The sequence below is a fragment of the Arcobacter vandammei genome, assembly GCF_016106035.1.
GTDB lineage: Bacteria > Campylobacterota > Campylobacteria > Campylobacterales > Arcobacteraceae > Aliarcobacter > Aliarcobacter vandammei.
In genome coordinates this window covers 36,775-61,231 of the sequence record NZ_JADKPZ010000002.1, presented here as the reverse complement: position 1 = coordinate 61,231, position 24,457 = coordinate 36,775, and the positions used below count along the sequence as shown (strand labels likewise).

The window sequence follows — 24,457 nt, the reverse complement described above, 5'->3', positions numbered from 1 at the left end:
TTGTTAAAATACCGAATATTAGCAATTATAAAAATAAATTTAGATTAAATGTTAAATATTTTATGTAAATTTTTTGTACAAAGTATAAAAAATAACAAAAATATAAGAAGAATTAGAGAATAAATGATTTAGTAGCAAAAGAGCTTAAAAGCTCTCCCACTCACTATCATTTTTATCACTAATACTTTGTGTAGTTTTTGGCTCTTTTTGAACTAAGGGTGTTTTTTTATTACTATTTGCTTGTTGATTAAACTCTTGTTCAACACTATTTTTTCCTATAAACTCTTTATTGTTTGCATTTTCTAATATTTTTTTTGCCATAGAAGAAGTATCAAAAGCTATCTCATTTGCTATACTTGCGATTGAAGCATTTTGCTGAGTTTGTTTATCTAAAGAACTTATTGCATCATTTATTTGTTGAACACCTTTTTCTTGCTCTTTAGAAGATATTGTTATATCTTTTATTAACTCTATTGTTTGAGAAATAGAGCTATTTAAACCTTTATACCCATCTATCATCTCATTTGCAATATTTTTTCCTTCATTTGCTTTTTGTGTAGCTTTTTCAACTATATCTTTTATCTCTTTTGCAGCTTCAGCACTTCTACTTGCAAGATTTCTTACTTCTCCTGCAACAACAGCAAATCCTTTTCCAGCTTCTCCAGCTGTTGCTGCTTCAACTGCAGCATTCAATGAAAGAATATTTGTTTGAAAAGCTATATTATCAATTACACTTATAGCTTCATTTACCAAATTTACTTGAGTATTTATATCATCCATAGCTTGTGTAGTTTTATTTGCTAATTCTTCACCTTGTTTTGCACTACTTGTAACATTTGATGATATTTTTGACATCTCATTTATTTTAGCATTAGAGTTTGAAATACTACTTGTTACCTCTTCTAAAGCTGCAGCTGTCTCTTCCAACCTTGATGCTGCATCATTTGAACTACTATTTAATTTATCAACATTTTCTAGCAATTTACTAGAAGAGTTATCTAAAATAAGACCATTTAATTTATCTGTTTTTAACATCTCACTTATTGCACTTCTAAGTTGATTAATATTATTTATCAACTCTTCAAAAACACCATTTTTCTCGATATTTTCTAATTTTAACTCTTCTCTATAGTTGTATTTTACATACTCTTCTAAGATATTATTTACACTAACAAAATTTTGTTTTGTAGAACTTATCATATCATTTATACTATTTTTTAAAGTAGTTAAAACTTCATCTGAACTCTCTTCTTTTATTAATTGACTATAATATCCATGTTTTACTCTCTCAACAACCACAAAAACATCATCTAGTAGCTTTTTATCTTCTAAAATAGAGCTTTCAACTTTCTCTATATTTTCATTTACCATTTTTGCCATCATCCCAAATTCATCACTAGTATTAAGCTTAATATGTTCAACTTTAGAGTTATGATTATTCATAAAATCAAAAAATGATGTAAGCCCTACTTTAAACTTATTTAAAGATGAAATAATATTTTTAGACAGTAAAGTTAAAGATAAAATAACTATTATCAAAATAAGAAGGCTCTCTACTATAATAATAGTTTTTAAATCCTCCATTTGCTGATGATAAACTTCTGCTTGTAGATTATAATCATCCTCTTTTTCTTTTATTAGTTTAGAGAAATTTTCTCTACTTTTATTTGCTAGTGGAGTAGCATCTTTTTTATAAGCTTGATACATTTTTGCTAAAACTTCAGGAGTTCTTTCTATATTTTCCATAGATTTCATCTTAATATATCCATCATCTGCAAAATCAAGAACAACTTGCTTAACTTTTATAATTCCCTCTTTTTCTGCTTCGTTTTTAGCTGTACTTAGTAAACCATCAAATGATTTAATAATATTAGCCTTACTTTTTTCTAAGTTTTTTATATTATTTTCATAGGCATTCCCAAGCATAATATCTCTTGAGTTTCTAGCTATAAAATTTAACTCTTTTTCTACCTCTAAAACATAGAATTTTCCAGCAACTGCTCTATCCTTAAAAATATTAAAATTCTTCTCTGCTTCATTTACAGAATTAAATTTCAATATAACTGTTACAAGAATTGTAACAAATACAACAACAGCAAATAAAAACATCTTTTTTGCAATAGTAAAGTTTATACTACCCATTCCTACTCTCCTTTAAGAATTTAATAATTTTTTAAAATAACATAATTAAATAGTTATAGTATAAGTTTTTCTTTGTTTATTTAATCCTATATTTTAAAATGATACAATATTTCACAAATTTTAATAAAAGATAAAAATATGACAAAACAAGATTATGAAAAAAATATAGAAAAATTAATTATTTGGGCAAAAGCATATTATGTAGATGATGAACCACTTGCAAGTGATGAAGAGTATGATAAACTTGCAAGAATTTGCTTAGAGTTTGAAAAAGAAAATCCAAATTTAACTCATCCAAATAGTCCAAATCATCGTGTTGGTGGGTATGTGCTTGATAGTTTTAAAAAAGCAAATCACCTAAGTCGTATGTGGAGTCAAGAGGATATTTTTAATACAAATGAGCTTGAAGATTGGATGAAAAGAGCATCTAAAGAGGGTTTTGTAGAAAATTATTTTATTCAACCAAAATTTGATGGAGCTAGTTTAAATCTTATTTATGAAAATGGTATTTTAAAACAAGCAATTACACGAGGAGATGGACAAATAGGCGAAGATGTAACACATAATGCCCTAACAATTCACTCAATTCCACTAAAAATTTCTGAAAAATCTTTGATTGAAATAAGAGGTGAAGTTGTTATAAAAAAAGATGATTTTTTAAAAATAAATGAAGAGAGATTAAAAAATGGTGAGTCCACTTTTGCAAACCCTAGAAATGCAAGTGCTGGAAGTTTAAGACAACTTGATTCAAAAATAACTGCAAGTAGAAAGCTATTTTTTAGTGTTTGGGGAGTTGGGCAAAACTCTTTAAATTTCAAAACAACAAGCCAGATGATGGACTATATATTTTCTCTTGGATTTGCTAGAACTCCTATGCAAACTATTGCAAAAACTACAGATGATATTGAAAAACTTTATAAAAAAATGATAGAAACAAGAGATAATTTTACAATGCTACTTGATGGAATGGTTATAAAAGTTGATGATATAGCAACTCAAGAAGCCTTAGGATTTACTCAAAAATTCCCACGGTGGTCGTGTGCATATAAGTTTCCAGCACTAGAAAAAACTACAAAATTAAAAGATATTATTTTACAAGTTGGAAGGACTGGAGTTGTAACTCCTGTTGCAATGGTTGAAGCTGTTGAAATAGAAGGTGCTATGGTTGAAAGAGCAACTTTGCACAATTTTGATGAGATAGAAAGACTTGATTTAAAAATAAATGATGAGATTATAATTATACGAAGTGGAGATGTAATTCCAAAAATAACAAAAGTTTTAAAAGATAGAAGAGATGGAGATGAAAAAAATATAGAAAAACCAACTCTTTGCCCTGATTGTAAAAGTGAACTTCTAATAGAAGATATTATGATAAAGTGCCAAAATTTGGATTGTCCATCAAGAGTTGTAAACTCAATAATCTATTTTGCAAGTAAACCTTGCTTAAATATTGATGGTTTAGGTGAAAAAATTGTTGAACTTCTTGTAAACAAGAAAAAAATCTACGATATTTTGGATTTATACTCTTTAAAGTACGAAGATTTAGAAGATTTAGAAGGGTTTAAAGAGAAAAAAATAAATAATCTTTTAAATGCAATAGAAAACTCAAAACAAAGTGAACTTTATAGAGTTCTTGCATCTTTGGGAATTGAGCATATTGGTGAAGTTGCATCAAAAGCTATATGTAATAAATTTGGACTAAACTTAGTTGAAATAACTTTTGAAGATTTAACTAGTATTGATGGTATTGGTGAACAAATGGCAAATTCATTTTTAGAATTTATGAGAGTAAATAAAAATATAGTTTTAAAACTTTTTGATATTTTAAGTCCAAAAGTTACTATAAAAGAAGAAGCAAAAGATAATCCATTTAAAAATAAAACAGTGGTAATAACTGGCTCTATGAGTAAGCCTAGAAATGAAATAAAATTATTTTTAGAAAATCTTGGAGCAAAAGTATCTTCTAGTGTATCAAAGAAAACAGATTTTGTAATATATGGAGAAGATGCTGGAAGTAAATATGATAAAGCTTTAGAGCTTGGAGTTGCAATTTTAACTGAAGATGAGATGCATTCAAAATTATAAATAAGTAATTTTTTTAAGTATAAATAATATATTATTCTGCTGAAAAATAGAATCAATAGGAGTAATATAATTTACAACCATCAAAAATAAGATTTTAAATTTTAAAATCTGTTTCATTTACGAGGAGTAAAGATGATTAAAAACTTAAAAATTAGAGCAAAACTAATTGTTTTATCTTTTGTTTCACTAGTTATAGTACTATTCTTAGGTATTACTAGCATATCTAAGTTAGAAAAAACAAATGAAGGTTTAAAAAGAGTTTACAATGATAGAGTACTACCTTTAGTAGAATTAAAAAATATTTCTGAAGCATATGCTGTTAATGTTGTCGATACAGCTGTAAAATTGAGAAATAATAAAATCTCTTTTGAGAAATGTGTTACAAATATTTCTGAAGCTAAAGACATTATTAATAAAAATTGGAATGAATATTTAGCCACAAACCTGGATGAAAAAGAAAAAATAATAGTAGAAAATATAAAAAATATTCTTTCTACAGCAAACAATACTACAGATGCTATACAACAGGCATGTACAAATAAAGATTCAGAAAAAATCACTTCAATAGTTATAAACAGTTTATATGAAACAATAGAACCTGTTTCTAATAATATTGCACAATTAATGGAACATCAATTAAAAGCTGCCGCAGAAATAAACAATCAAGCAACTAAAGATTATGATAGTACTGTAATTCAAACTATTATTACTGTTATAATAGCTTTCATATTATTGATATTTATATCTTTTTTAATAATTTCAGATATGACAAGCAAAATAACAAATTTTAAAAATGGTCTATTAGGATTCTTTGCTTATTTAAATAGAGAATCAAATGACTCTAAACTTTTAGAAGACTCTTCAAAAGATGAATTTGGAGAAATGGCAAAAGTTGTAAATCAAAATATTTTAAGAACTCAAAAAGGTATTGAAGAAGATAGAAAATTAATAAATGAAACTATTGCTGTTTTAGGAGAATTTGAGCAAGGAGATTTATGTCAAAGATTAAATTTAGATATTGAAAATCCTGCTTTAGTAGAATTAAAAAGAGTTATAAACAATATGGGAAGTGTTTTAGAAACGAATATAGATAATATTTTAAAAGTTTTAGAACAATATTCAAATTATAACTATCTAAATAAAATAGATCAAAAAGGTTTAAAAGAACATTTATTAAAGCTTGCAAATGGGGTTAATACACTTGGTGATTCAATAACTAGTATGCTAGTACAAAATAAATCAAATGGATTAACATTAGAACAAAGTTCTAGCCTACTTCTTGCAAATGTTGATAAACTAAATTTAAGTTCAAATGAAGCAGCAGCTTCTTTAGAAGAGACAGCAGCAGCACTTGAAGAGATAACAAGCAATATTAGAAACAATACAGAAAATATTGCAAAAATGGCTAAATATTCAAGCGAAATTACAAAAGCATCAGCAGATGGAGAGAAACTTGCTAATAAAACAACTTTAGCAATGGATGAAATAAATAATAAAGTAAATCTTGTAAATGAAGCTATTTCAGTGATTGATCAAATAGCATTCCAAACAAATATTTTATCTTTAAATGCTGCTGTTGAAGCTGCAACTGCTGGAGAAGCTGGAAAAGGATTTGCTGTTGTTGCTCAGGAAGTAAGAAACCTAGCAAGTAGAAGTGCAGAAGCAGCAAAAGAGATTAAATCTATAGTTGAAGAAGCTACAAAAAAAGCAAATGAAGGTAAAGATATTGCAAATGAGATGATTCAAGGATATAAAAGTCTAAATGATTCAATAAACTCAACGATAAATTTAATTTCGGATGTGGAAATGTCAAGTAAAGAACAATTATCTGGAATCGAACAAATAAATGATGCAGTAAATCAGTTAGATCAACAAACACAACAAAATGCTGCAATATCAACACAAACAAATGATATAGCAATAACTTCAGATAAAATCGCGAAATTAATAGTTGAAGATGCAAATAAAAAAGAGTTTAATGGAAAAAATGAAGTTAGTGCAAAAGCTATACAATCACATCAAACACATGTAAATATAAGTCAAGTTTCAAATCAAACTAAGATAAAAAGTACTCCAAAATTGTCAAATAATACGACAAAATCAGAAACAGCTATTATAAAAGATAGTAGTTCAAATGATGAGTGGGAAAGTTTTTAAAACTTTCCTCTTATTTTTATAGAGCTAGAATTTTTGAGATTTTTTTAATTCATCTAATATTTTTCTAAGCTCTTTTTTCTCATCCAAAAGCTTTTTAATTAATATATCTTTTTCATCTTCAAGGTTTAAAATATTTTTTTGCTCCAAAATATTTCCAAAATAAAATATAAAAACTCCCCTATTTTCAAGGTATTCAATATTTTTTAACTCAATAATAAGTTGTGGTTTATCTTCGCCTAAACCATTTGTTAAAACTATTTTTTCAAATTTGTAAGGTTTATATACTATTTTATCATCTACAATTTTTATTTCTAAAAGCTCTTTTTTCCAAAAAGATGAAGAAACTTTTTCTAAAGTAGATATATTTTTTGATAATATTTTTTCAAAAATATCTTTATTTATTGAAATTTTCAAAAGCTTTTTCATCTTAAATTTGTCAAAAATTCTTCTAAACTTTTATCTATATCTTCAGCTAAAATTCCTTCTTGTAAAGCACCTTTTTTAACATTTCCTTTATATATCTCTTTTATTTGATTATTTTCAAGAACTTTATAAACAATATAACTATTCATAGAATCTTCATTTTTGCCAAAAAATCTTCTAAAATCTCCATTTGAGTCACTAATTAAGGCAATTTCTGAATCTTTATACATTTTTTCTAATTCACCTTCAACTGCTATATTTTTTATAAGCCAAGGAGTATTTGAAATATTTGCAACTAAAACAATATTTTTATTAGTTTTTTTATATAAATCTTTAAAAACCACCAAAGAGTCGTGGTTTAATAAAACAATATAATTATCTTTTGTAAAAAAGTTATCTTTTTTTATATTTTTACCAATAATTTCAAAGTTTTTGGGAATATTTTCAACTTTTTGTTCAATATTTTTTATATTTTCACTTTTATCTTTTGGAATTGTAAGATAAACCAAAAAAGAGAAAGCAACTACACCTAAAAAAACTATTTTTAAAATATTTTTCAATTTTCACCTTTATTTTTATTATTTAATTTCTTTGCCCATCTTGAAAATAGTCTAAAATTCTCTATTTCTTCTGGCATTTTTTTATTATTTATTATAAATTCAACTAAAGTATTTGCTAAAAATGGAGCTAAAACAAAAGCTCTTCCACCAACTCCATTTAGTGTATATAAATTTTGAATTAATTCCAAATTTTCATTTTTTATATGAGTTCCATTTTTTATATGAGGATATTTTAAAAAACTTTTTTCACTATCAACCAAACTTCCAACCATAGGAAAATAATCTATACTTGAAGCTCTTGCACCAATCTTTATATCTATAATTTTAACATCTTCGAGTTTTTTTATATCATTTGCTTTATTTAATAATTTTTTTATATCTTCAGCTATTATTTTTTTTGTTTTATCATTGTGTGATAGAAGATTAATATTTTTTAGTTTTACATTATATGAGGTATCGCTCATATCTTCTAAAAATCTATTATGAGTTGCTCCAATTGATATTTTATTTTTGCCATTTTCTTCAATACTTTTGGATATTGAACACTCTTTATGATAGTTTACTTCTATTTTTATAGAGCTTAATATATCTATTTTTTGTCCCCAAACAGCTCTTATATCAAAATACTCTTCTTTTACTAAATCTATATTTGCACCTGTACATAAAAAAAGTTTTGATGCTAAAAAATCGTTATTTATTTTCCAAACATCATTTTCTTGTTCAATATTAAAAACTTCATAATCAAAAAGTTTTTCAACATCTTTTGCTAAAGCACTACAAATTTCAAAAGGATTTACAGTACTTCCAATAGGAAAAAAATATCCAGACTCTTTTTTTTCAAAATTAAAATCCATATATGGAATATAACTTTGAAATTTATCTTCATCAATATTATTTTTTGGAACTCTTATTGTTCCACAATTTGTTATTAAATTTGGAAAATTATTTTTATAGAAATCTATTGAAAACTTCAAAGATTGTGTTACTAAAGTTTTAAATTTATTTTCAAGCCCTAAAAGTGGAGATAAAAAAGCACCTGCTGCTCCACTTGCTCCAAAAGCTAAGTTTGAATTTTTATCTATTAATAATACACTTTTTGAGTAAGAACTTAAAAAATAAGCCAAAGAACAGCCAGAAATTCCTGCACCAATTATTATAAAATCATATTTTTTCATAAGCTTAGTATATTATTATTAAATAAAAGTTATTCTTAAAAAAATCTTGATAAAATAATAATTATATTTTAATAAGGTCTGAAAATGAAAATTTTGGTTACAGATGATTCAAGAATGGCAAGAAAAATGGTCTTAAAGACATTGGAAGATAGTCTAAACATTGAATATGAGATTTTTGAAGCAACAAATGGTCAAGAAGCTGTTGATTTATATAAATTACATAGTCCAAAGCTTGTTTTTATGGATTTAACTATGCCCATAATGGATGGTTTTGAAGCTCTAAAACAGATAAAAGAGTTTGAAAGTGGTGCAAATATTGTTGTTGTTTCAGCAGATATTCAAAAACAAGCTATTGAAAGAGCCTTAGAATTAGGTGCATTGAACTTTATTAAAAAACCAATAGATTCAGTAAAAATCCAACAAATTATAAACAAAATAATAGCATAAAGAAAAAAATGAGTCAAAAAATAGAATTAACAGAAGATGAAAAAGATTGCCTACAAGAGCTTATGAATATGGCTTATGGAAGTGCAACAGCTGCAATTACAGAGATTTTAGATGCTTTTGCAAAACTTAGTATTCCTAAAATTCAAATAATAGATGCTGATAATTTAAAACCTTACTTATCAAAAGAGTTGAATTTAAATGAAGAACATTTGGTTGCTTTACAGCAAATAAATGGTGCTTTAAGTGGTGAGAATATGTTTGTAATAGATAAAAATTCTGCTACAAATATGGCAAAAAAATTTGGTTTAACACCTTCTGAGATAGATGATGATGAGATTTCTGATATAACTTTAGAAATAACAAATATCTTATCATCTTCAACAATTAGTAAATTAGCAGAAGATATAGAAGCTAGTGTATCATTTTCTGCACCAACTATAAAAATTATTAAATCAATAGATGAATTAAATAATATTTTTATAAGCCAATATCAAAAAGTAATAATAATCTCTACAAAATTAGAGTTTGTTGATTTAAATATAAATGGTGAACTTTTTATATTAACAACAGATAACTCTATTTTATATGTAAAAGAGAAATTAAATAAAATTTTGGATGAACTTTGAGCAATATATCTTTAAGTAAATTTGATGCTATTTGTAGCACTGTAGACAATGGAATTATACTTTTAAATAAGAATTTAGAAGTTGAATTTTGGAATAGATGGCTTGAAATTAGAACAGGAATTCAAGCTTCACAAATTATTGGTAAAAAACTTGCAGATTTCTATTCAAATATAGATGAGAAGAGATTAAATAGAAAAATAATAACTGCATTAAAACTAAATTCACCAACATTTTATACTCCTCAAACAAATAATTTTCTACTTAATATTGAATTATCAAAAATAGCAGATAAAGTTTTTGATAGTATGAGACAAAGTATTACTATTACTCCTTTGGATATTGAAAATGGCTTAGTTATTTTATATGTTTATGATGTAACTATGCTTTGTGAAATAAATCATAAACTTCAAAATGCAAAAGATGAATTAATAGAAAAAAATGAGGAGATGAGCCTTATTTTTGATACAACAATGGAAGCTATTATTTTATTTAAAGATGAAAAAATCATAAATTGCAACAAAATTGCCATAGATTTATTTCATAAAAAGAGTAGAAATGAGTTAATTGGGAAGAAATTTGATTCTATTATTAAAGATAAAGAAATATCAAATAAAATAGATAATAAGCCAATTGAGACAACTATTATTAGAGAAGACAATAGTAAATTTGAGGCAATTATAAATATAAAATATACTCCAATCAATGACCAAATTTTTAAAATTTTAACAATAGTTGATATTGAAGAGTTAAAAAGAAAAGAGTCTTTACTAGCAGAACAATCAAAACTAGCAGCAATGGGAGAAATGATAGGAAATATTGCACACCAATGGAGACAACCTTTAAATATAATATCAATTGCAGCTTCAAATTTAAATCTGAAAAAAGATTTGGGACAATTAGAAAAAGATGATTTAGATAACTCTTTAAATTTAATCTTAAAAACAACAGAGCATTTATCAAATACAATTGATACTTTTAATGACTTTTTCAAACAAAATAAAGATAAAGCCCTATTTTGTCTAAAGGATAACATCGAGAGCAATATTTTATTAATAAATAGCTTCTTTAGAAAATACAATATAGATATTTTTATTGATGTAGATGAAAATATATCTATTTATGGAGTAGCAAATGAGTTTTCTCAAGCTTTAATAAATATCTTAAATAACTCAAAAGATGCCTTAATTCAAAATATAGATGAAAATGAGTTAAGAATTATAAAAATAAGAGCTAAAGTTATAAATAATAGAGTTCAAATTACAATTATTGATAATGCTTTAGGAATAAAAACAGATATTATAAATAAAATTTTTGAACCATATTTTACAACAAAACACCAATACCAAGGGACTGGATTGGGACTTTATATGACAAGACAAATTATAACAATTAGTATGAAAGGTGAAATTCTTGCAGAAAATTCACACTTTAAACATAATGGTATACAATACTTTGGAGCAAAATTTATAATAACACTTCCTTTAAACCTTGATTGACTTTGACTCAAGGTTTGTGCTATAATCCTATTTGTAAATTTTAAATATTTTATAAATAGGATTTAAAAAAATGGCAAAAAGTTTATATGAAACACTAGAAGTTAGCGAAAATGCAAGTGCTGACGAAATTAAAAAAGCTTATAGAAAACTAGCAAGAAAATATCACCCTGATGTAAATAAAGACCCAAAGGCAGAAGATAAATTTAAAGAGATAAATGCAGCCTATGAAGTTTTAAGTGATGCTACAAAAAAACAACAATATGACCAATATGGTGATTCTATGTTTGGTGGACAAAATTTTAGTGATTTTGCAAGAAGCCAAGGTGGTGGAGTTGATTTAGATGAAATTTTAAGACAGATGTTTGGTGGTGGAGCTGCTGGTTTTGGTGGTGGCTTTAGACAAGGTGGTTTTGGTGGAGGATTTGGTTTTGATGAACCAGATTTAGATACAAATGCACAAGTTACTATTCCTTTTGATGTAGCTGTTTTAGGAGGTAAACAAAATATCTCCTTATCAAACGACTCTTTTGATGTAAAAATTCCTGAAGGAATAGAAGATGGACAAAGAATAAGAGCAAAAGGGAAAGGAAAATCATATCAAGGTCAAAGAGGAGATTTAATTTTAAAAATAAATATATCTTCTAGCTCTGAATATAAAAGAGATGGGGATACTCTTACAAAATCTTTTGATTTACCTTTGAAAACAGCACTTTTTGGTGGAAAAGTTGAGATAAAAACAATTCACAAAGATATAACTCTTAAAGTTCCACAAAATACAAAACAAAATCAAAAATTTAGAGTAAAAGAACTTGGAGTTTTAAATAGAAAAACAAAAATTAAAGGCGATTTATATTTAAGTGCAAATATTATTTTACCAAAAGTTGAAGACTTAAGCCCAGAACTTGTAGCTCTTTTAGAAAAAGAGCTACAAGATTAAAGGATAAGAGATGGAAAAAAATAGTTATGTAGAGCCTGTATTTTTAATCTCAGCAGTTGCTGAGATTTTAAATATTCATCCACAAACCTTAAGACAGTATGAAAGAGAAGGTTTAATAAAACCTAGTCGTACAAATGGAAAAATAAGACTATATTCCCAAAAAGATATTAATCATATAAAATATGTTTTAACTCTTACAAGAGAATTAGGGGTAAATCTAGCTGGAGTTGATATTATTTTACAATTAAATAATAAAATAGAAGAGTTGGAGAATAGTTTACTAGAGCTAAAAAATAAAACAGTAAAGAGTTCAAGTTTATCTGTTGTTCCAAATGAAAAAGCTTTAGTTATCCAAAAAAGCTCGTTTGAAATGGTCGTTATTGAAAAAAATATAAATAAGAAAATAAAATAAACTTGTAATCACTTTTATCGATATAAAATTATCAAAAGCAGAAATTAAGTCAATATTTCTTATATTTCTAATCTAAAATAAATTTAAATTTAAAGGAAAATATTTGGATCCCGATATACAGTCCATTTTGATGTTATTAGTTGCACTATTATTAGTGTTTTTAAATGGTTTTTTCGTTCTCTCAGAATTTGCAATAGTAAAGGTTAGAAAAACTAAGCTTGAAGAATTTGTAAAACAAGGCAAAAAAAGTGCCTCTTTGGCTTTAAAAATGTCAAACTCTCTTGATACTTATTTAAGTGCTACTCAACTAGGAATTACTTTCTCTTCTTTAGCTTTAGGATGGATTGGTGAACCAGCACTTGCAAAACTTATAGAGTCAAATGTCTCTTTTCTTGCAAATAATCCTGTTCTTTTACATACAGTTAGTTTTGTAATTGCCTTCTCTATTGTTACATTTTTGCATGTGGTTTTTGGAGAAATTGTACCAAAATCTATTGCTATTGCAAAAGCTGAAGTTATGGTTTTATATATAGCAAAACCTTTATATATCTTTTGGGTAGTTTTTTATCCTCTTATTAAATTTTTTGATATTATGGCTGCTTCTGTTTTAAGGGTACTTGGTGTAAAACCAGCAACAGAGCATGAACTTTCACACTCAGAAGAAGAGCTTAGAATTATAGTAAATGAGAGTTTTAAAGGTGGACATATTGACTCAATTGAGAGTGAAATAATTAAAAATGCAGTTGATTTTTCTGAAACAGTTGCAAAAGAAGTTATGACTCCAAGAAAAGATATGGTATGTATAAATTCTGAAAAAACTCTTGAAGAAAATATAAAAAAAATATCTTCAACAAGACATACAAGATACCCATATTGTCACGGGGGAAAAGATAATATTACAGGTATGATTCATACTAGAGATTTATTAAATGATGCCTTAGATGGAAAAACTATTGATATTTCAAAATATGTAAGACCTATTATTATGGTTCCAGAAAATACATCTATTTCAAATATTTTAACAAGAATGAACAAAAATAGAATCCACTTAGCTTTAGTTGTGGATGAATATGGTGGAACTTCTGGGCTTATTACTATGGATGATATTCTTGAAGAGATTATTGGTGAAACAACAGATGAACACGATCCAAAACAAGAAACTATCAAAAAAATTGATGAAAATAACTATGAGCTAGATGGAATGGTAACAATTGAAAAAGTTGAAGAACTATTTGAAATAAGCTTTGATAAAAATGAGACATCAGTAACTATTGGTGGAAGAATTTTAAACTTACTTGGAAGACTTCCAACTGTAGGTGAAACAATAGAAGATATAGATTGCAACTACAAAATATTAGAAGTTGGAAATAATCGTATCAAAAAGATTTTATGTAATAAAAAAGTAGATTAACTCTACTTTTTTTATTTAACTCTCAAGCACTATATAAAAACTATCATAAAAATATAAAACCTAGCAATAAACTACGATTATTCAACAATTTTTAGATAATATTACACAATTTTTATTTATACTTAGGAGTAACATATAAATGAGTGCATCTATATTTAGAGAGTACGATATTAGAGGAATTTTTGAAAAAGAGTTAAACGAAGATATTGTAAAAAAGATTGGTTTTTATTTAGCAAAGGCTTTATTAAAAAGAGTTCCAAATGCTGTATATATGGCTGTTGGTTATGATGCAAGACTTCACTCACCAACTTTAAAAAATTGGTTAAGTTCTGGAATAAACAAAGCTGGATTAAAAGTTTTAGATATGGGACTTGTTCCAACTCCTGCAAATTATTTTGCAAACTTCACAGAGTTCAATAGTCTTAAGTGTGATGGTTCTGTGATGATTACAGGAAGTCATAATCCACCAGAGTACAATGGTTTTAAAATCACTTTAAATAAAGATCCATTTTTTGGGGAAGATATTTATGCTCTAGGGCGTGAAATTTTAGCTGATAGCTCAAAAATAGAAGATAATTTTGAAGCAACATCTATAAACTGTAAAGAGCAATATGTAGATTATATTGTAAATCATTTCTCTCACTTAAAATTAACTAATAAAGAGTTTGTATTTGATTGTGGAAATGGAGTTGCTGGAGTTGTTTTAAGAGAGATTCTTGATAGATTAAATATTAAACATAAAATTTTATTTGAAACTCCAGATGGAAATTTCCCAAATCATCATCCAGATCCAAGTGATGAACACACTTTAGAAGATATTAAAAAAGAGCTAGATAGTGGAAAATTTGCTTTTGGTTTTGCTTATGATGGAGATGCAGATAGAATTGCCCTACTTTCTCCAAAATATAACTTCAAAGGCGATATTTTAGCAATATTCTTCTCTAAACATATCAAAAATCCAACTGTTATTGGTGAAGTTAAATGTTCGCAAGTTATGTACGATACGATAAACTCTTATGGTAAAGCTATTATGTATAAAACAGGTCATTCAAATCTAAAAGTAAAAATCAAAGAAGAAAATGCCTCATTTGCTGCTGAAGTTTCTGGACATCTATTCTTTAATGATAGATATTTTGGATATGATGATGCTATATATGCAACATTTAGAGCTTTAGAGTTAATTGATGCTGGTTTTGATTTTGACAAAGCTTACGAAGCTTTACCTCAAGTTTACTCAACTCCTGAAATAAACATAACTGTAACTGAAGATACAAAGTTTAAAATCATAGAAGATTTAAAAGAGGCTTTACAAAATCCTTCAAAAGATTTTCCAAAAATCAAAGATATTATAACTGTTGATGGTGTTAGAGTTATCTTTGAAAAAGGTTGGGGATTAGTTCGTGCTAGTAATACAACTCCAAAACTAGTAACTAGATTTGAAGCAGATACAAAAGAGAATGCAAAAGTTTATGAAGATGCACTAATTAAACTTTTTAATGAAATAACAAAAAAATAATATAAAAAAAGGAAAAATAAAATGAGTACAGAAATTAATCCAATTAAAAAATGTCTATTTCCAGCTGCTGGATATGGAACAAGATTTTTACCTGCAACAAAAGCAACACCAAAAGAGATGCTACCTGTTTTAACAAAACCACTTATTCAATATGGAGTTGAAGAGGCTTTGGCTGCTGGAATTGAGAATATGGCAATAGTAACTGGAAGGGGAAAAAGAGCTATTGAAGATCACTTTGATATATCTTATGAACTTGAGCATCAAATAAAAGGTACAAGTAAAGAACACTATTTAACAGAAATTAGAAGTGTTATTACAAAATGTACTTTCTCATATACAAGACAAATAGAGATGAAAGGTTTAGGTCATGCTATTTTATGTGGTGAAAACTTAATAGGAAACCAACCTTTTGCTGTACTTCTTGCAGATGATTTATGTGATGCAGACAAAGATGGAGTTTTATCTCAAATGGTTGAACTTTATAAAAAATATCACTGTTCAATTGTTGCAATTGAAGAGATTCCAAAAGAAGATACAAATAAATATGGAGTAATTGCTGGAAATGAGATTGAACCAGGTATTTTTATGGTAAAAGATATGGTTGAAAAACCAGAGCCTGAGGTTGCACCATCAAACTTAGCAATTATTGGAAGATATATTTTAACTCCAGATATTTTTGATATTATTAAAGAGACAAAACCAGGAAAAGGTGGAGAGATTCAAATTACTGATGCACTTTTAACTCAAGCAAAAAAAGGTATGGTTTTAGCATATAAATTTAAAGGTCAAAGATTTGATTGTGGAAGTATTGATGGATTTGTAAAAGCTACAAATCACTTTTATGATAAATCAATCAAAGATGAAAAAAAAGAGAAAAAAGAGAACGGTAAAAAATAATGAAAAATAATCTTTATTACCCTTTTGTATCTTTAAGCGATGAAGATATTTTTAGTGAAATAAAAAAAGAGAGAGAAGATATTGGATACTACACTTTACCATATAGTGATACTTCTAACATAAAATCAAGACTCGATAATCTTGATTTTAAACAAAAGCAAATAGCTATTATTGGAATTGGTGGAAGTACTTTAGGTACTTATGCAATATACAACTTCTTAAAATATAATAAACAAAGAAATAAAACTCTAAAAAAAGAGCTTTTCTTCTTTGAAAGTACAGACCCAATAAATTTAAATGGAACAATAGCTCAATTAAATTTAGAAGATACTCTTTTTATAGTAATTTCAAAATCTGGTACAACTATTGAGACTATCTCTATTTTTAAATATTTAAGCTCTCTTGTAAAAATGACTAAAGAGAATCTTTTAGTAATTACTGAAGATGATAGTAAATTAAACTCTTTTGCAAAAGCAAATGATATTTCAACTTTTGAAATACCAAAAAATGTAGGTGGAAGATTCTCTGTTTTATCAAATGTAGGCTTAGTACCGCTATATTTGGCTGGTTTTGATATAGATGAGCTTTTAAAAGGTGCTAGAAAAATATCTACTTCATTTTTTGAACAAAATGAGCTATATAATCAACTTTTGAAAAAAGCAAGAACATATTATGAGTATAAAGATGTTTATAATATAAATGCAATTTTCTCTTATTCTCAACTTCTTGAAGGCTTTAATAAGTGGTATATTCAACTTTGGGGAGAAAGCCTTGGTAAAATAGATGCAAACAATACAAATCAAGGTTTAACTCCAATTGGGCTTTTAGGTCCAGTTGATCAACACTCATTTTTACAGCTAATAGTTGAAGGAAAAAGAGATAAAACTGTAACATTTATAAAAATAAAAGATTTTAAAGATGATACAAAAATTTCTCCTATATCTTTAAATAGCCTTGAAGAGCTTGATTATATAAATGGTTTAGATTTCAAAGAGCTTATAAATCTTCAAGCAGATGCTACTATTGCTTCAGTTAAAGAGTATAAAAAAGATATTCCAATAGATTTAATAGAAATTGAAGAGATAAGTGAATTCGAGATTGGTAAACTTCTATTTTACTATGAACTTTTAACTTCAATTGTTGGAAAATTCTTAAGAATAAATACTTATGACCAACCAGGTGTTGAGGGTGGAAAGATTATTTTAAAAGAGATGTTAAAAAGTAAAAACTAAGATATGGAACATATATTTACAAGTTTAATTCCTATTTTTTCACTTATTGTGATTGGATACTTATTTAAAAAAATAAGTTTCCCATCACACGAATTTTGGCCAATGGCTGATAAACTAACATATTATGTTTTAATGCCATCTCTTCTTATATTTACACTTTCAAAAGCAAAAATAGATATAAATAGTATAGATTTAATAGTAGTTTCTTCTATTGCTATATTTTTAACCCTACTTGTTTTAGTAATTTTTAACAAAATAAGTCCAACTACAAATAGTTCATTTACCTCTATAGTTCAAGGTGGTATAAGATTTAATACCTATGTATTTTTGGCATTAAGTGGTTCTATTTTTGGTGAAAATGGACTAATTTATGCAGCAATTATTATTAGTTTTGCAATTCCACTTTTAAATATCTTTTGTATATCTATTTTTGCTTTTTACTCAAATAATCAAAAAATAAGCTTTTATTATCTTTTTAAATCAATAATATCTAACCCTTTAATAATCTCTTGTTTTATTGGAGCTTTATTAAATTTATCTAATTTTTCAATGCCTATTAGTATAGAAAATCTTTTAAAAATTTTAGCAAATGCAGCTCTTCCTTTAGGGCTTATATCTATTGGATATACTTTAGTTTTAAAAGAACTTACAAATGCAAAAAAAGATTTAACTATTACTATGTTTGCCAAATTTATCGTGTTACCTATTTTTATCTATATTTTTGCAAAATATTTTGGATTAAACGATTTAATGGCTTCTGTTTTGGTTTTATTTGCAATTATGCCAACAGCTCCAAGTGCTTTTATACTAGCAAGACAATTAAATGGTGATTTATCTTTAATTACAAATATAATTACCGTACAAACAATTATTGCTTCTATATTTCTAATTTTATTTGTAAATTATTTTATATAAGTTCTATTTTGGCTCTATACTACAATAGTAGCCAACTCCTTGCATATTTGTTAAAAAATTATCTGGTAGTTTTTTTCTCAAGTTCTTTATAAATAATCTCAAAGCATTTTGAGACATATTTGAATCATCATCGCAAATATAATTTTGAATCTCTTCATAACTTACTACCCTATTTCTTGATGATAATAATAACTTCAAAAACATTGACTCTTTTTTTGTTAAGACAAAATCAACTTCATCTATTTTTACAATAGATCTATTTATATCAAAATATGAATTTTTTGTTAAATAATAAATATCATCATTTTTATAAGAGTCTAAAAATAGCTCAAAAGCCTCATTTAACTTATCTTGTGTAATTGGTTTTACTATATATCTAAGTAAAAATAACTCTGTCGCACTTAGTAAATAATCTGTATTTGTATATGCTGAAGTTATAATAACTCTTGTATTTTTATCATTTTGTCTAATTTTTTTTATAAATTCAATTCCTGTCTCATTTTCTAATTTTATATCAGTTATTATCAAATCTGGTCTATTTTCTAAATATAATTTTTCTGCATTTTTTATATTTGAAGATAAAAAAACTTTTCTAAAATAGTATTCTAGTATCTCTTTTATATTATTTTGTATTCCTAAATCATCTTCAATATATAAAACAGTATAGTTATTTAGCTTGTCAAATTTGTTCATATTATAAAAATCCATTAGTAAAGATGTGTTATTATAACAAAGCTTTATTAAATGAGGATATTTTGAACTACAACATTGAAAAAAATCTACTAAAAACTATTATGATAAGCTTTTTAACAATTATGACAACTATGATTTTAGCAATATCATTTTTTTATTTAAAAAATACTCACGATAACTTTGATAAAAATACAAAAGCTTATGAAAATGAGTATTATCAAGAGAAAAAAGATATTTTAAAAATGAAAGTAACTATGGTTAGTGATATTTTGGATTATATTTTTTCAAATTCTTTATTAAATAAAGAGGACCAAAAAAAATATGCTATTGAACTTTTGAGTAATCTTACCTTTGAACAAAATAAGAGTAACTATATTTTTGTTTATGAAGTTGTAAATTTTGAAGGTGGAGATAATTTTGCAAAAATGTTGGTAAACCCAAATAGACCTGATTTAATTGGTCAATTTATTTCTACAAATGAAGTTGATATGAATGGTATAAAGTTTAGAGAAGAGTTTTTAGAAAATATTAAAAAATATGGAGAGTCTTACACCTCTTATTCATATAAAAAACCAGATTCAAAGGATTTTATATATAAGTTATCATATTTTAAACTCTATCCTAAATATAATTGGATTATTGCTGTTGGTGTATATACAGATGATATAGAAAATGAGTTAAATCTTAGAAAAACTGAACAAAAATATGAAATAAAAAATCAGATTTTCCAAAATGTAATTCTTTTCCTTTTATTTTTGACCATAGCTATTTTAATATCAATTGCAATATCAAATGAGATTTATAAAATCTTAAAAAAATATAGACAACAAGTTAATGAAAATGAGAAAGAGTTAAAAGTTTTAAACAAATCTTTAGAAGAGATGATGTCAAATATAGCTCATCAATGGAGACAACCTTTAGCTGAAATATCTTCAATTTTGATGTTAATAAAATTAAAATTTGATACAGAAAAATTAGATTCTGCATTAATGGAGCAAAAAACTAAAGAAGCAAATATGGTTTTAGAATATATGTCAAATACTATTGATGATTTTAGAGGATTTTTTTCTACAAATAAAGAAAAAGAACAATTTAATCTAAATGAATTTATAAATAATGTTGTACTAATAAACTCAACAATACTCAAAACAAATAATATAAAAGTCGATATAAATATAGATAAAAATATCTTTATAAAAACAATAATAAACGAATATCAGCAAGTTATTTTAAATATTTTAACAAATGCAAAAGATGCTTTAGTTGAAAAAAAGATAGAAAATCCATATATAAAAATCTATGCAAAAGAGACTTTAGAGTCAGTTTCACTATTTATAGAAGATAATGCAAAAGGTATATCTATAAAGCCAATTAATAAAATATTTGATGCCTATTTTACGACTAAATCATATTCAAATGGGACTGGAATTGGACTTTATATGTCAAAAATGATAGTAGAAAAAAATATGAAAGGTAAACTAAAAGTAGAAAACAAAAACGAAGGTGCTATTTTTACAATTGCACTTTTGAAAGATTAATTTATAAAATATGAAGCTATAAAAAAACCCTACAAACAAACCTCTTTTTCATATAAAATATAAATAAAAAGGCTTTATATGATTTTAGGTGTTTCATCTTGTTTATTAGGAAATATGTGCAGATATGATGGTCATGAAGCAAAAGATGATTTTGTATCAACTAGTTTAAAAGAGCATTTTTCTTTTCTTTCATATTGTCCTGAAAATGCTATTTGGAACTCTCCAAGAGTTGCAGTTAGGCAAGTTTTAGTAGATGATAAAGTTAAAATATTTACATCTACAAAAGAGCCAATTGATGTAAGTGATGCTTTAGAGGATATTTGTGAGAAGATGGCAAACAAAGCTTTAAATGACAATCTTTCTGGTTTTATTTTAAAATCTTCATCTCCATCTTGTGGGATGGAAAGAGTAAAAGTTTATCAGCCATTAAATGCCCCTTCAGTAAAAAATGGTGTTGGAGTTTTTGCAAGAAAACTAAAAGAGAAAATGCCCTATCTTCCTATGGAAGAGGAAGGTAGATTAAATGATGCTTGGCTAAAAGAGAATTTTTTAATGCAAGTTTACTCTTATAATGATTTAAAAAATTTGCTTAAAAATGAGAAAAAATTATCAAATCTTGTAGATTTTCACACATCTTATAAATATTTAATCTACTCAAAATCTCAAAACTCATATAAAGTTTTAGGAAAAATTGTTGCAAATCAAGAAAAAAAAGAGATTGAAACTATTTATAAAGAGTATGAAGACGAGTTTTTAAAAGCGATTGCCATAAAATCAACTATAAATAAAACCTATAATATTTTACTACATATTTTTGGCTACTTTAAAAAACATTTAGAAAAAGAGGAAAAAGCAGATATTTTAAACACTATTAATGAGTTTAAATCAAAAACCATTCCACTAATAAGTATTATAAATATCTTTAATATCTACACAAAAAAGTTTGATATAAAGTATCTGAAAACTCAAAAATTTTTAAATCCATACCCATCAAAACTTGCACTTAGAAGTGATTTAAAGGCTTTTAAATGAAACAGATTTTATGGTTTAGAAGAGATTTAAGAGTAATTGATAGTGCAATTTTAGCAGATGCTAAAAGTATAGGAAACGAAGTTTTGCCCATATTTATATTTGATAAAAATATCTTAGAAAAGCTTCCAAAAGATGACAAAAGAGTAACTTTTATATACCAAAATGTAATAAAATTAAAAGAGAATTTAAAAAAGCTAAATCTTGATTTAGCAATATTTTCTGATACTCCTAAAAATGTTTTTACAAAGTTAAAAAATCTTGGTTTTGATGAGATTTTAACTTCAATAGATTTTGATTTTTATGCAAAAAAAAGAGATGAAGAGATTTCAAAGATTTTGCCACTAAAAAGATATATTGACTCATTTTTAATAAATCCTCAAAATATTTTAAAAAAAGATAACACTCCATATAAGGTTTTTACAGCTTTTTACAACTCCTTGGAGTTTTTGCACCAGTCAAATGAGATAAAAGAGCTTGAAAGTACAAATAATATTAAAAAGCTAAAAAAAGTAGATTTTGATTATAGTTTTGTTCCAACTCTTCAAGATTTAGGATTTATAGAGCAAAAATTACCAAATTTTTTATATAAAAGTGCAGATGATTTAATAGAGGATTTTTTAGAAAAACTAGAAAACTATCAAGAAAATAGAGATTATTTTCATTTAGATGGTGGCTCAAACTTAAGTGTGCATTTAAGATTTGGACTAATATCTTCTAAAATGCTTTTTAATAAAATTAAAAAACTAAAAGCACCAAAAAAAGAGATAGATTTCTATATAAGAGAGCTTTTTTGGAGAGAGTTTTATAACTATATTTTATACCATTTTCCAAACTCAGAATTTGAAAACTTTAAAGATATTAAAGTAAATTGGAATGAAAATGAAGATGATTTTATAAGCTGGTGCAAAGGCGAAACAGGAGTTCCAATAATTGATGCAAGTATGAAATATCTAAAACAAACTGGACTTTTACATAATCGTTTACGAATGATAGTCTCTTCATATCTTACAAAAAATCTTTTAATAGATTGGAAAAAAGGTGAAAGATATTTTGCTTTAAAACTTCTTGATTATGAAACTAGTTCAAATATTGGATCTTGGCAGTGGAGTGCTAGTACGGGAGTTGATAGTGTGCCATATTTTAGGGTTTTTAATCCATATTTACAATCCAAAAAATTTGATAAAGATGCAATATTTATCAAGAGTGTTTTAAAAGAGTTAAAAGATATTGAAGCTAAAGAGATACATAAAGAAAATGGTGTACAAGAGAATATTTTTCTAAACTATCCAAAACAACTTGTAGGTATAAATTTTTCAAGGCAAAGAGCAATTTTGGAGTTTAAAAGGGCAAATAATGAAAAAAACTGATATTGCAGTTGTTGGAAGTGGAATTGGTGGAAGTTTAATATCAATTTTAAATAAAGACAAGGATTTAATACTATTTGAAAAAGACAAAAATCTAGGTGGAACTGCATCAACTTTTAAAAGATTTGGAAACTATTTTAATAGTGCAGCTACTACTTTTGTAGGTTATGAAGAGAATCATATTATAAAAGATTTTTTTGATACGGCAGGTTTTAAACCAGATTTAATAAAGAGTTCTTATGCCTACAGATCTATTATAAATGGAAAAATCATTGATAGAAAAACAGATTTTGAGGAGTTTTTAAATAGTTTAAATAGAGTTTTTTATAACAAAAACAATAGATATTTTTGGCAAACTTTAAGAGATATTGATAAAAGATTTTGGAGTTTAAAAAATATATATTTTGCAAAATATAGTATAAATTCATATTTAAAAAGTCTAAAAACTATTGAAATACTTTTTAAAGAGTATAAATTTCTTCTATTTAAACAAGCTGATAGTTTTATAAAAGAGACTCTTGGAGAGATATCAAAAGAGTATCAAGATTTTATCGATGCACAACTTCAAATCACACTTCAATCAACTTCAAAAAAAATCCCTTTACTATCTTTTGCAATAGCTTTATCTTACCCTTTTCATAAAATATTCTATGCAAATAATGGAATGGGAAAACTTTTTGATGATATGTTAAAAGATATAAATTTGAAGAAAAATGAGGAGATTTTATCTATTAAAAAAGAGCATAATCTTTACAGATTAATCTCTACAAAAGATGAGTATTTAGCATCTAAAATTATTTTAAATGCACCTGTTTTTGAATCAAGCAAACTTTTCGTAGATGAAAAGATTAAAAAATATTACAATAGATTTAAATTTTATGATCAAAGTGCTTTTGTTATTTATCTGAAAATAGATTCAAAAAATAGCTTTTTAAACCACTACCAAATTATTTTAAATGAGGTAATTCCAAATACAGTTTCAAAAAGCTTTTTTGTATCTTTTAGCCATAAAGATGATGAAAAACTATCAAAAAATGGCTACTCTGTTACAATATCTTGCCATACAAAAGCCCTATTTTGGGATAATTTAGAAAAAGATGAATATGAGAAACAAAAAAATATTACAAAAGATTTCATCTTAAATGAGCTTTTAAAAAACATACAAGATATAAAAAAAGATGATATTAAACTAGAGTTTTGTGCAAGTAGTAAAACATTTAAAAGATATATAAATAGGCTAAATTGTGGTTCTATGCCACTTGATTTAGGAAATATTTTAAAAATACCAAGTGCTAAAACTCCTTTTAAAAATCTTTATAATATTGGAGATTCTGTATTTGCAGGTCAAGGATGGCCTGGAATTGCCTTGGGTGTAAAAGTTTTAAATGAAGAGCTATAA

The 24,457-nt window shown here is 26.0% G+C and carries 21 protein-coding genes; 16 read left to right on the top strand and 5 right to left on the bottom strand.

The annotated features are described in order from the left end of the window. Positions 1-144 precede the first annotated feature (144 nt). Entirely contained in the window at positions 145-2,142 is a 1,998-nt protein-coding gene (locus IQC44_RS01445) for a methyl-accepting chemotaxis protein (protein WP_198304421.1), read from the bottom strand. A 138-nt stretch (positions 2,143-2,280) separates the two neighbouring features. On the opposite strand from IQC44_RS01445, the gene ligA reads away from it, so the two are divergent. Next, positions 2,281-4,227, top strand: a complete 1,947-nt coding sequence (gene ligA, locus IQC44_RS01440) for an NAD-dependent DNA ligase LigA (protein WP_198304420.1) — start codon at positions 2,281-2,283, stop codon at positions 4,225-4,227. Positions 4,228-4,359: 132 nt separating this feature from the next. Continuing rightward, positions 4,360-6,384, top strand: coding sequence for a HAMP domain-containing methyl-accepting chemotaxis protein (locus IQC44_RS01435; RefSeq protein ID WP_198304419.1), 2,025 nt, complete (start codon positions 4,360-4,362; stop codon positions 6,382-6,384). A 24-nt stretch (positions 6,385-6,408) separates the two neighbouring features. Here IQC44_RS01435 and IQC44_RS01430 read toward each other — a convergent pair whose 3' ends face one another. The 3 genes from IQC44_RS01430 to IQC44_RS01420 are packed head-to-tail and all read right to left on the bottom strand — an operon-like array spanning position 6,409 to position 8,542. Continuing rightward, positions 6,409-6,798 carry a hypothetical protein gene (locus tag IQC44_RS01430; protein WP_198304418.1) on the bottom strand — a complete coding sequence of 130 codons (390 nt, stop codon included), beginning with the start codon at positions 6,796-6,798 and terminating at the stop codon, positions 6,409-6,411. A gap of 8 nt (positions 6,799-6,806) precedes the next feature. Next, positions 6,807-7,367, bottom strand: coding sequence for a hypothetical protein (locus IQC44_RS01425; protein WP_198304417.1), 561 nt, complete (start codon positions 7,365-7,367; stop codon positions 6,807-6,809). Further along, positions 7,364-8,542, bottom strand: a complete 1,179-nt coding sequence (locus IQC44_RS01420) for an FAD-dependent oxidoreductase (RefSeq protein ID WP_198304416.1) — start codon at positions 8,540-8,542, stop codon at positions 7,364-7,366. Before IQC44_RS01420 ends, IQC44_RS01425 begins: the two co-directional genes overlap by 4 nt. Before the next feature lie 84 nt (positions 8,543-8,626). On the opposite strand from IQC44_RS01420, the gene IQC44_RS01415 reads away from it, so the two are divergent. From IQC44_RS01415 to IQC44_RS01370, 10 genes are all read left to right on the top strand, one after another. Then, the gene (locus IQC44_RS01415; protein ID WP_198304415.1) at positions 8,627-8,989 is read left to right on the top strand and encodes a response regulator; all 363 of its coding nucleotides are present in this window, start codon (positions 8,627-8,629) and stop codon (positions 8,987-8,989) included. Positions 8,990-8,997: 8 nt separating this feature from the next. Further along, positions 8,998-9,615 (top strand): chemotaxis protein CheX, encoded by a 618-nt coding sequence (locus tag IQC44_RS01410; RefSeq protein ID WP_198304414.1) that lies wholly within the window; start codon positions 8,998-9,000, stop codon positions 9,613-9,615. Then, positions 9,612-11,111, top strand: coding sequence for a PAS domain-containing sensor histidine kinase (locus IQC44_RS01405; protein WP_198304413.1), 1,500 nt, complete (start codon positions 9,612-9,614; stop codon positions 11,109-11,111). Before IQC44_RS01410 ends, IQC44_RS01405 begins: the two co-directional genes overlap by 4 nt. Before the next feature lie 70 nt (positions 11,112-11,181). Next, entirely contained in the window at positions 11,182-12,048 is an 867-nt protein-coding gene (locus IQC44_RS01400; protein WP_198304412.1) for a DnaJ C-terminal domain-containing protein, read from the top strand. A gap of 10 nt (positions 12,049-12,058) precedes the next feature. Next, the gene (locus IQC44_RS01395; RefSeq protein ID WP_198304411.1) at positions 12,059-12,460 is read left to right on the top strand and encodes a heat shock protein transcriptional repressor HspR; all 402 of its coding nucleotides are present in this window, start codon (positions 12,059-12,061) and stop codon (positions 12,458-12,460) included. Positions 12,461-12,563: 103 nt separating this feature from the next. Then, entirely contained in the window at positions 12,564-13,871 is a 1,308-nt protein-coding gene (locus IQC44_RS01390; RefSeq protein ID WP_476726922.1) for a hemolysin family protein, read from the top strand. 139 nt (positions 13,872-14,010) lie between these two features. Continuing rightward, a complete protein-coding gene (locus IQC44_RS01385; protein WP_198304410.1) occupies positions 14,011-15,387 on the top strand; it encodes a phosphomannomutase/phosphoglucomutase in 1,377 nt (458 codons plus the stop codon). Positions 15,388-15,408: 21 nt separating this feature from the next. Beyond that, entirely contained in the window at positions 15,409-16,284 is an 876-nt protein-coding gene (galU, locus tag IQC44_RS01380; RefSeq protein WP_198304409.1) for a UTP--glucose-1-phosphate uridylyltransferase GalU, read from the top strand. Beyond that, on the top strand, positions 16,284-17,516 hold the full coding sequence (locus IQC44_RS01375) for a glucose-6-phosphate isomerase (protein WP_198304408.1): 1,233 nt from the start codon (positions 16,284-16,286) through the stop codon (positions 17,514-17,516). Before galU ends, IQC44_RS01375 begins: the two co-directional genes overlap by 1 nt. A gap of 3 nt (positions 17,517-17,519) precedes the next feature. Continuing rightward, the gene (locus tag IQC44_RS01370) at positions 17,520-18,431 is read left to right on the top strand and encodes an AEC family transporter (RefSeq protein ID WP_198304407.1); all 912 of its coding nucleotides are present in this window, start codon (positions 17,520-17,522) and stop codon (positions 18,429-18,431) included. Positions 18,432-18,434: 3 nt separating this feature from the next. Here IQC44_RS01370 and IQC44_RS01365 read toward each other — a convergent pair whose 3' ends face one another. Next, positions 18,435-19,124 carry a response regulator transcription factor gene (locus tag IQC44_RS01365; RefSeq protein WP_228286218.1) on the bottom strand — a complete coding sequence of 230 codons (690 nt, stop codon included), beginning with the start codon at positions 19,122-19,124 and terminating at the stop codon, positions 18,435-18,437. 62 nt (positions 19,125-19,186) lie between these two features. Between IQC44_RS01365 and IQC44_RS01360 the strand changes: the two genes are divergently transcribed. The 4 genes from IQC44_RS01360 to IQC44_RS01345 all read left to right on the top strand — a co-directional run bounded on the left by IQC44_RS01360 (position 19,187) and on the right by IQC44_RS01345 (position 24,457). Next, entirely contained in the window at positions 19,187-20,662 is a 1,476-nt protein-coding gene (locus tag IQC44_RS01360; RefSeq protein ID WP_198304405.1) for a cache domain-containing protein, read from the top strand. Positions 20,663-20,740: 78 nt separating this feature from the next. After that, positions 20,741-21,694: a YbgA family protein gene (locus IQC44_RS01355; protein WP_198304404.1), complete on the top strand. Its 954-nt coding sequence runs from the start codon at positions 20,741-20,743 to the stop codon at positions 21,692-21,694. Next, entirely contained in the window at positions 21,691-23,061 is a 1,371-nt protein-coding gene (locus tag IQC44_RS01350; RefSeq protein WP_198304403.1) for a cryptochrome/photolyase family protein, read from the top strand. The genes IQC44_RS01355 and IQC44_RS01350 overlap by 4 nt, the downstream gene beginning before the upstream one ends. Beyond that, a complete protein-coding gene (locus IQC44_RS01345) occupies positions 23,048-24,457 on the top strand; it encodes a phytoene desaturase family protein (protein ID WP_198304402.1) in 1,410 nt (469 codons plus the stop codon). Before IQC44_RS01350 ends, IQC44_RS01345 begins: the two co-directional genes overlap by 14 nt.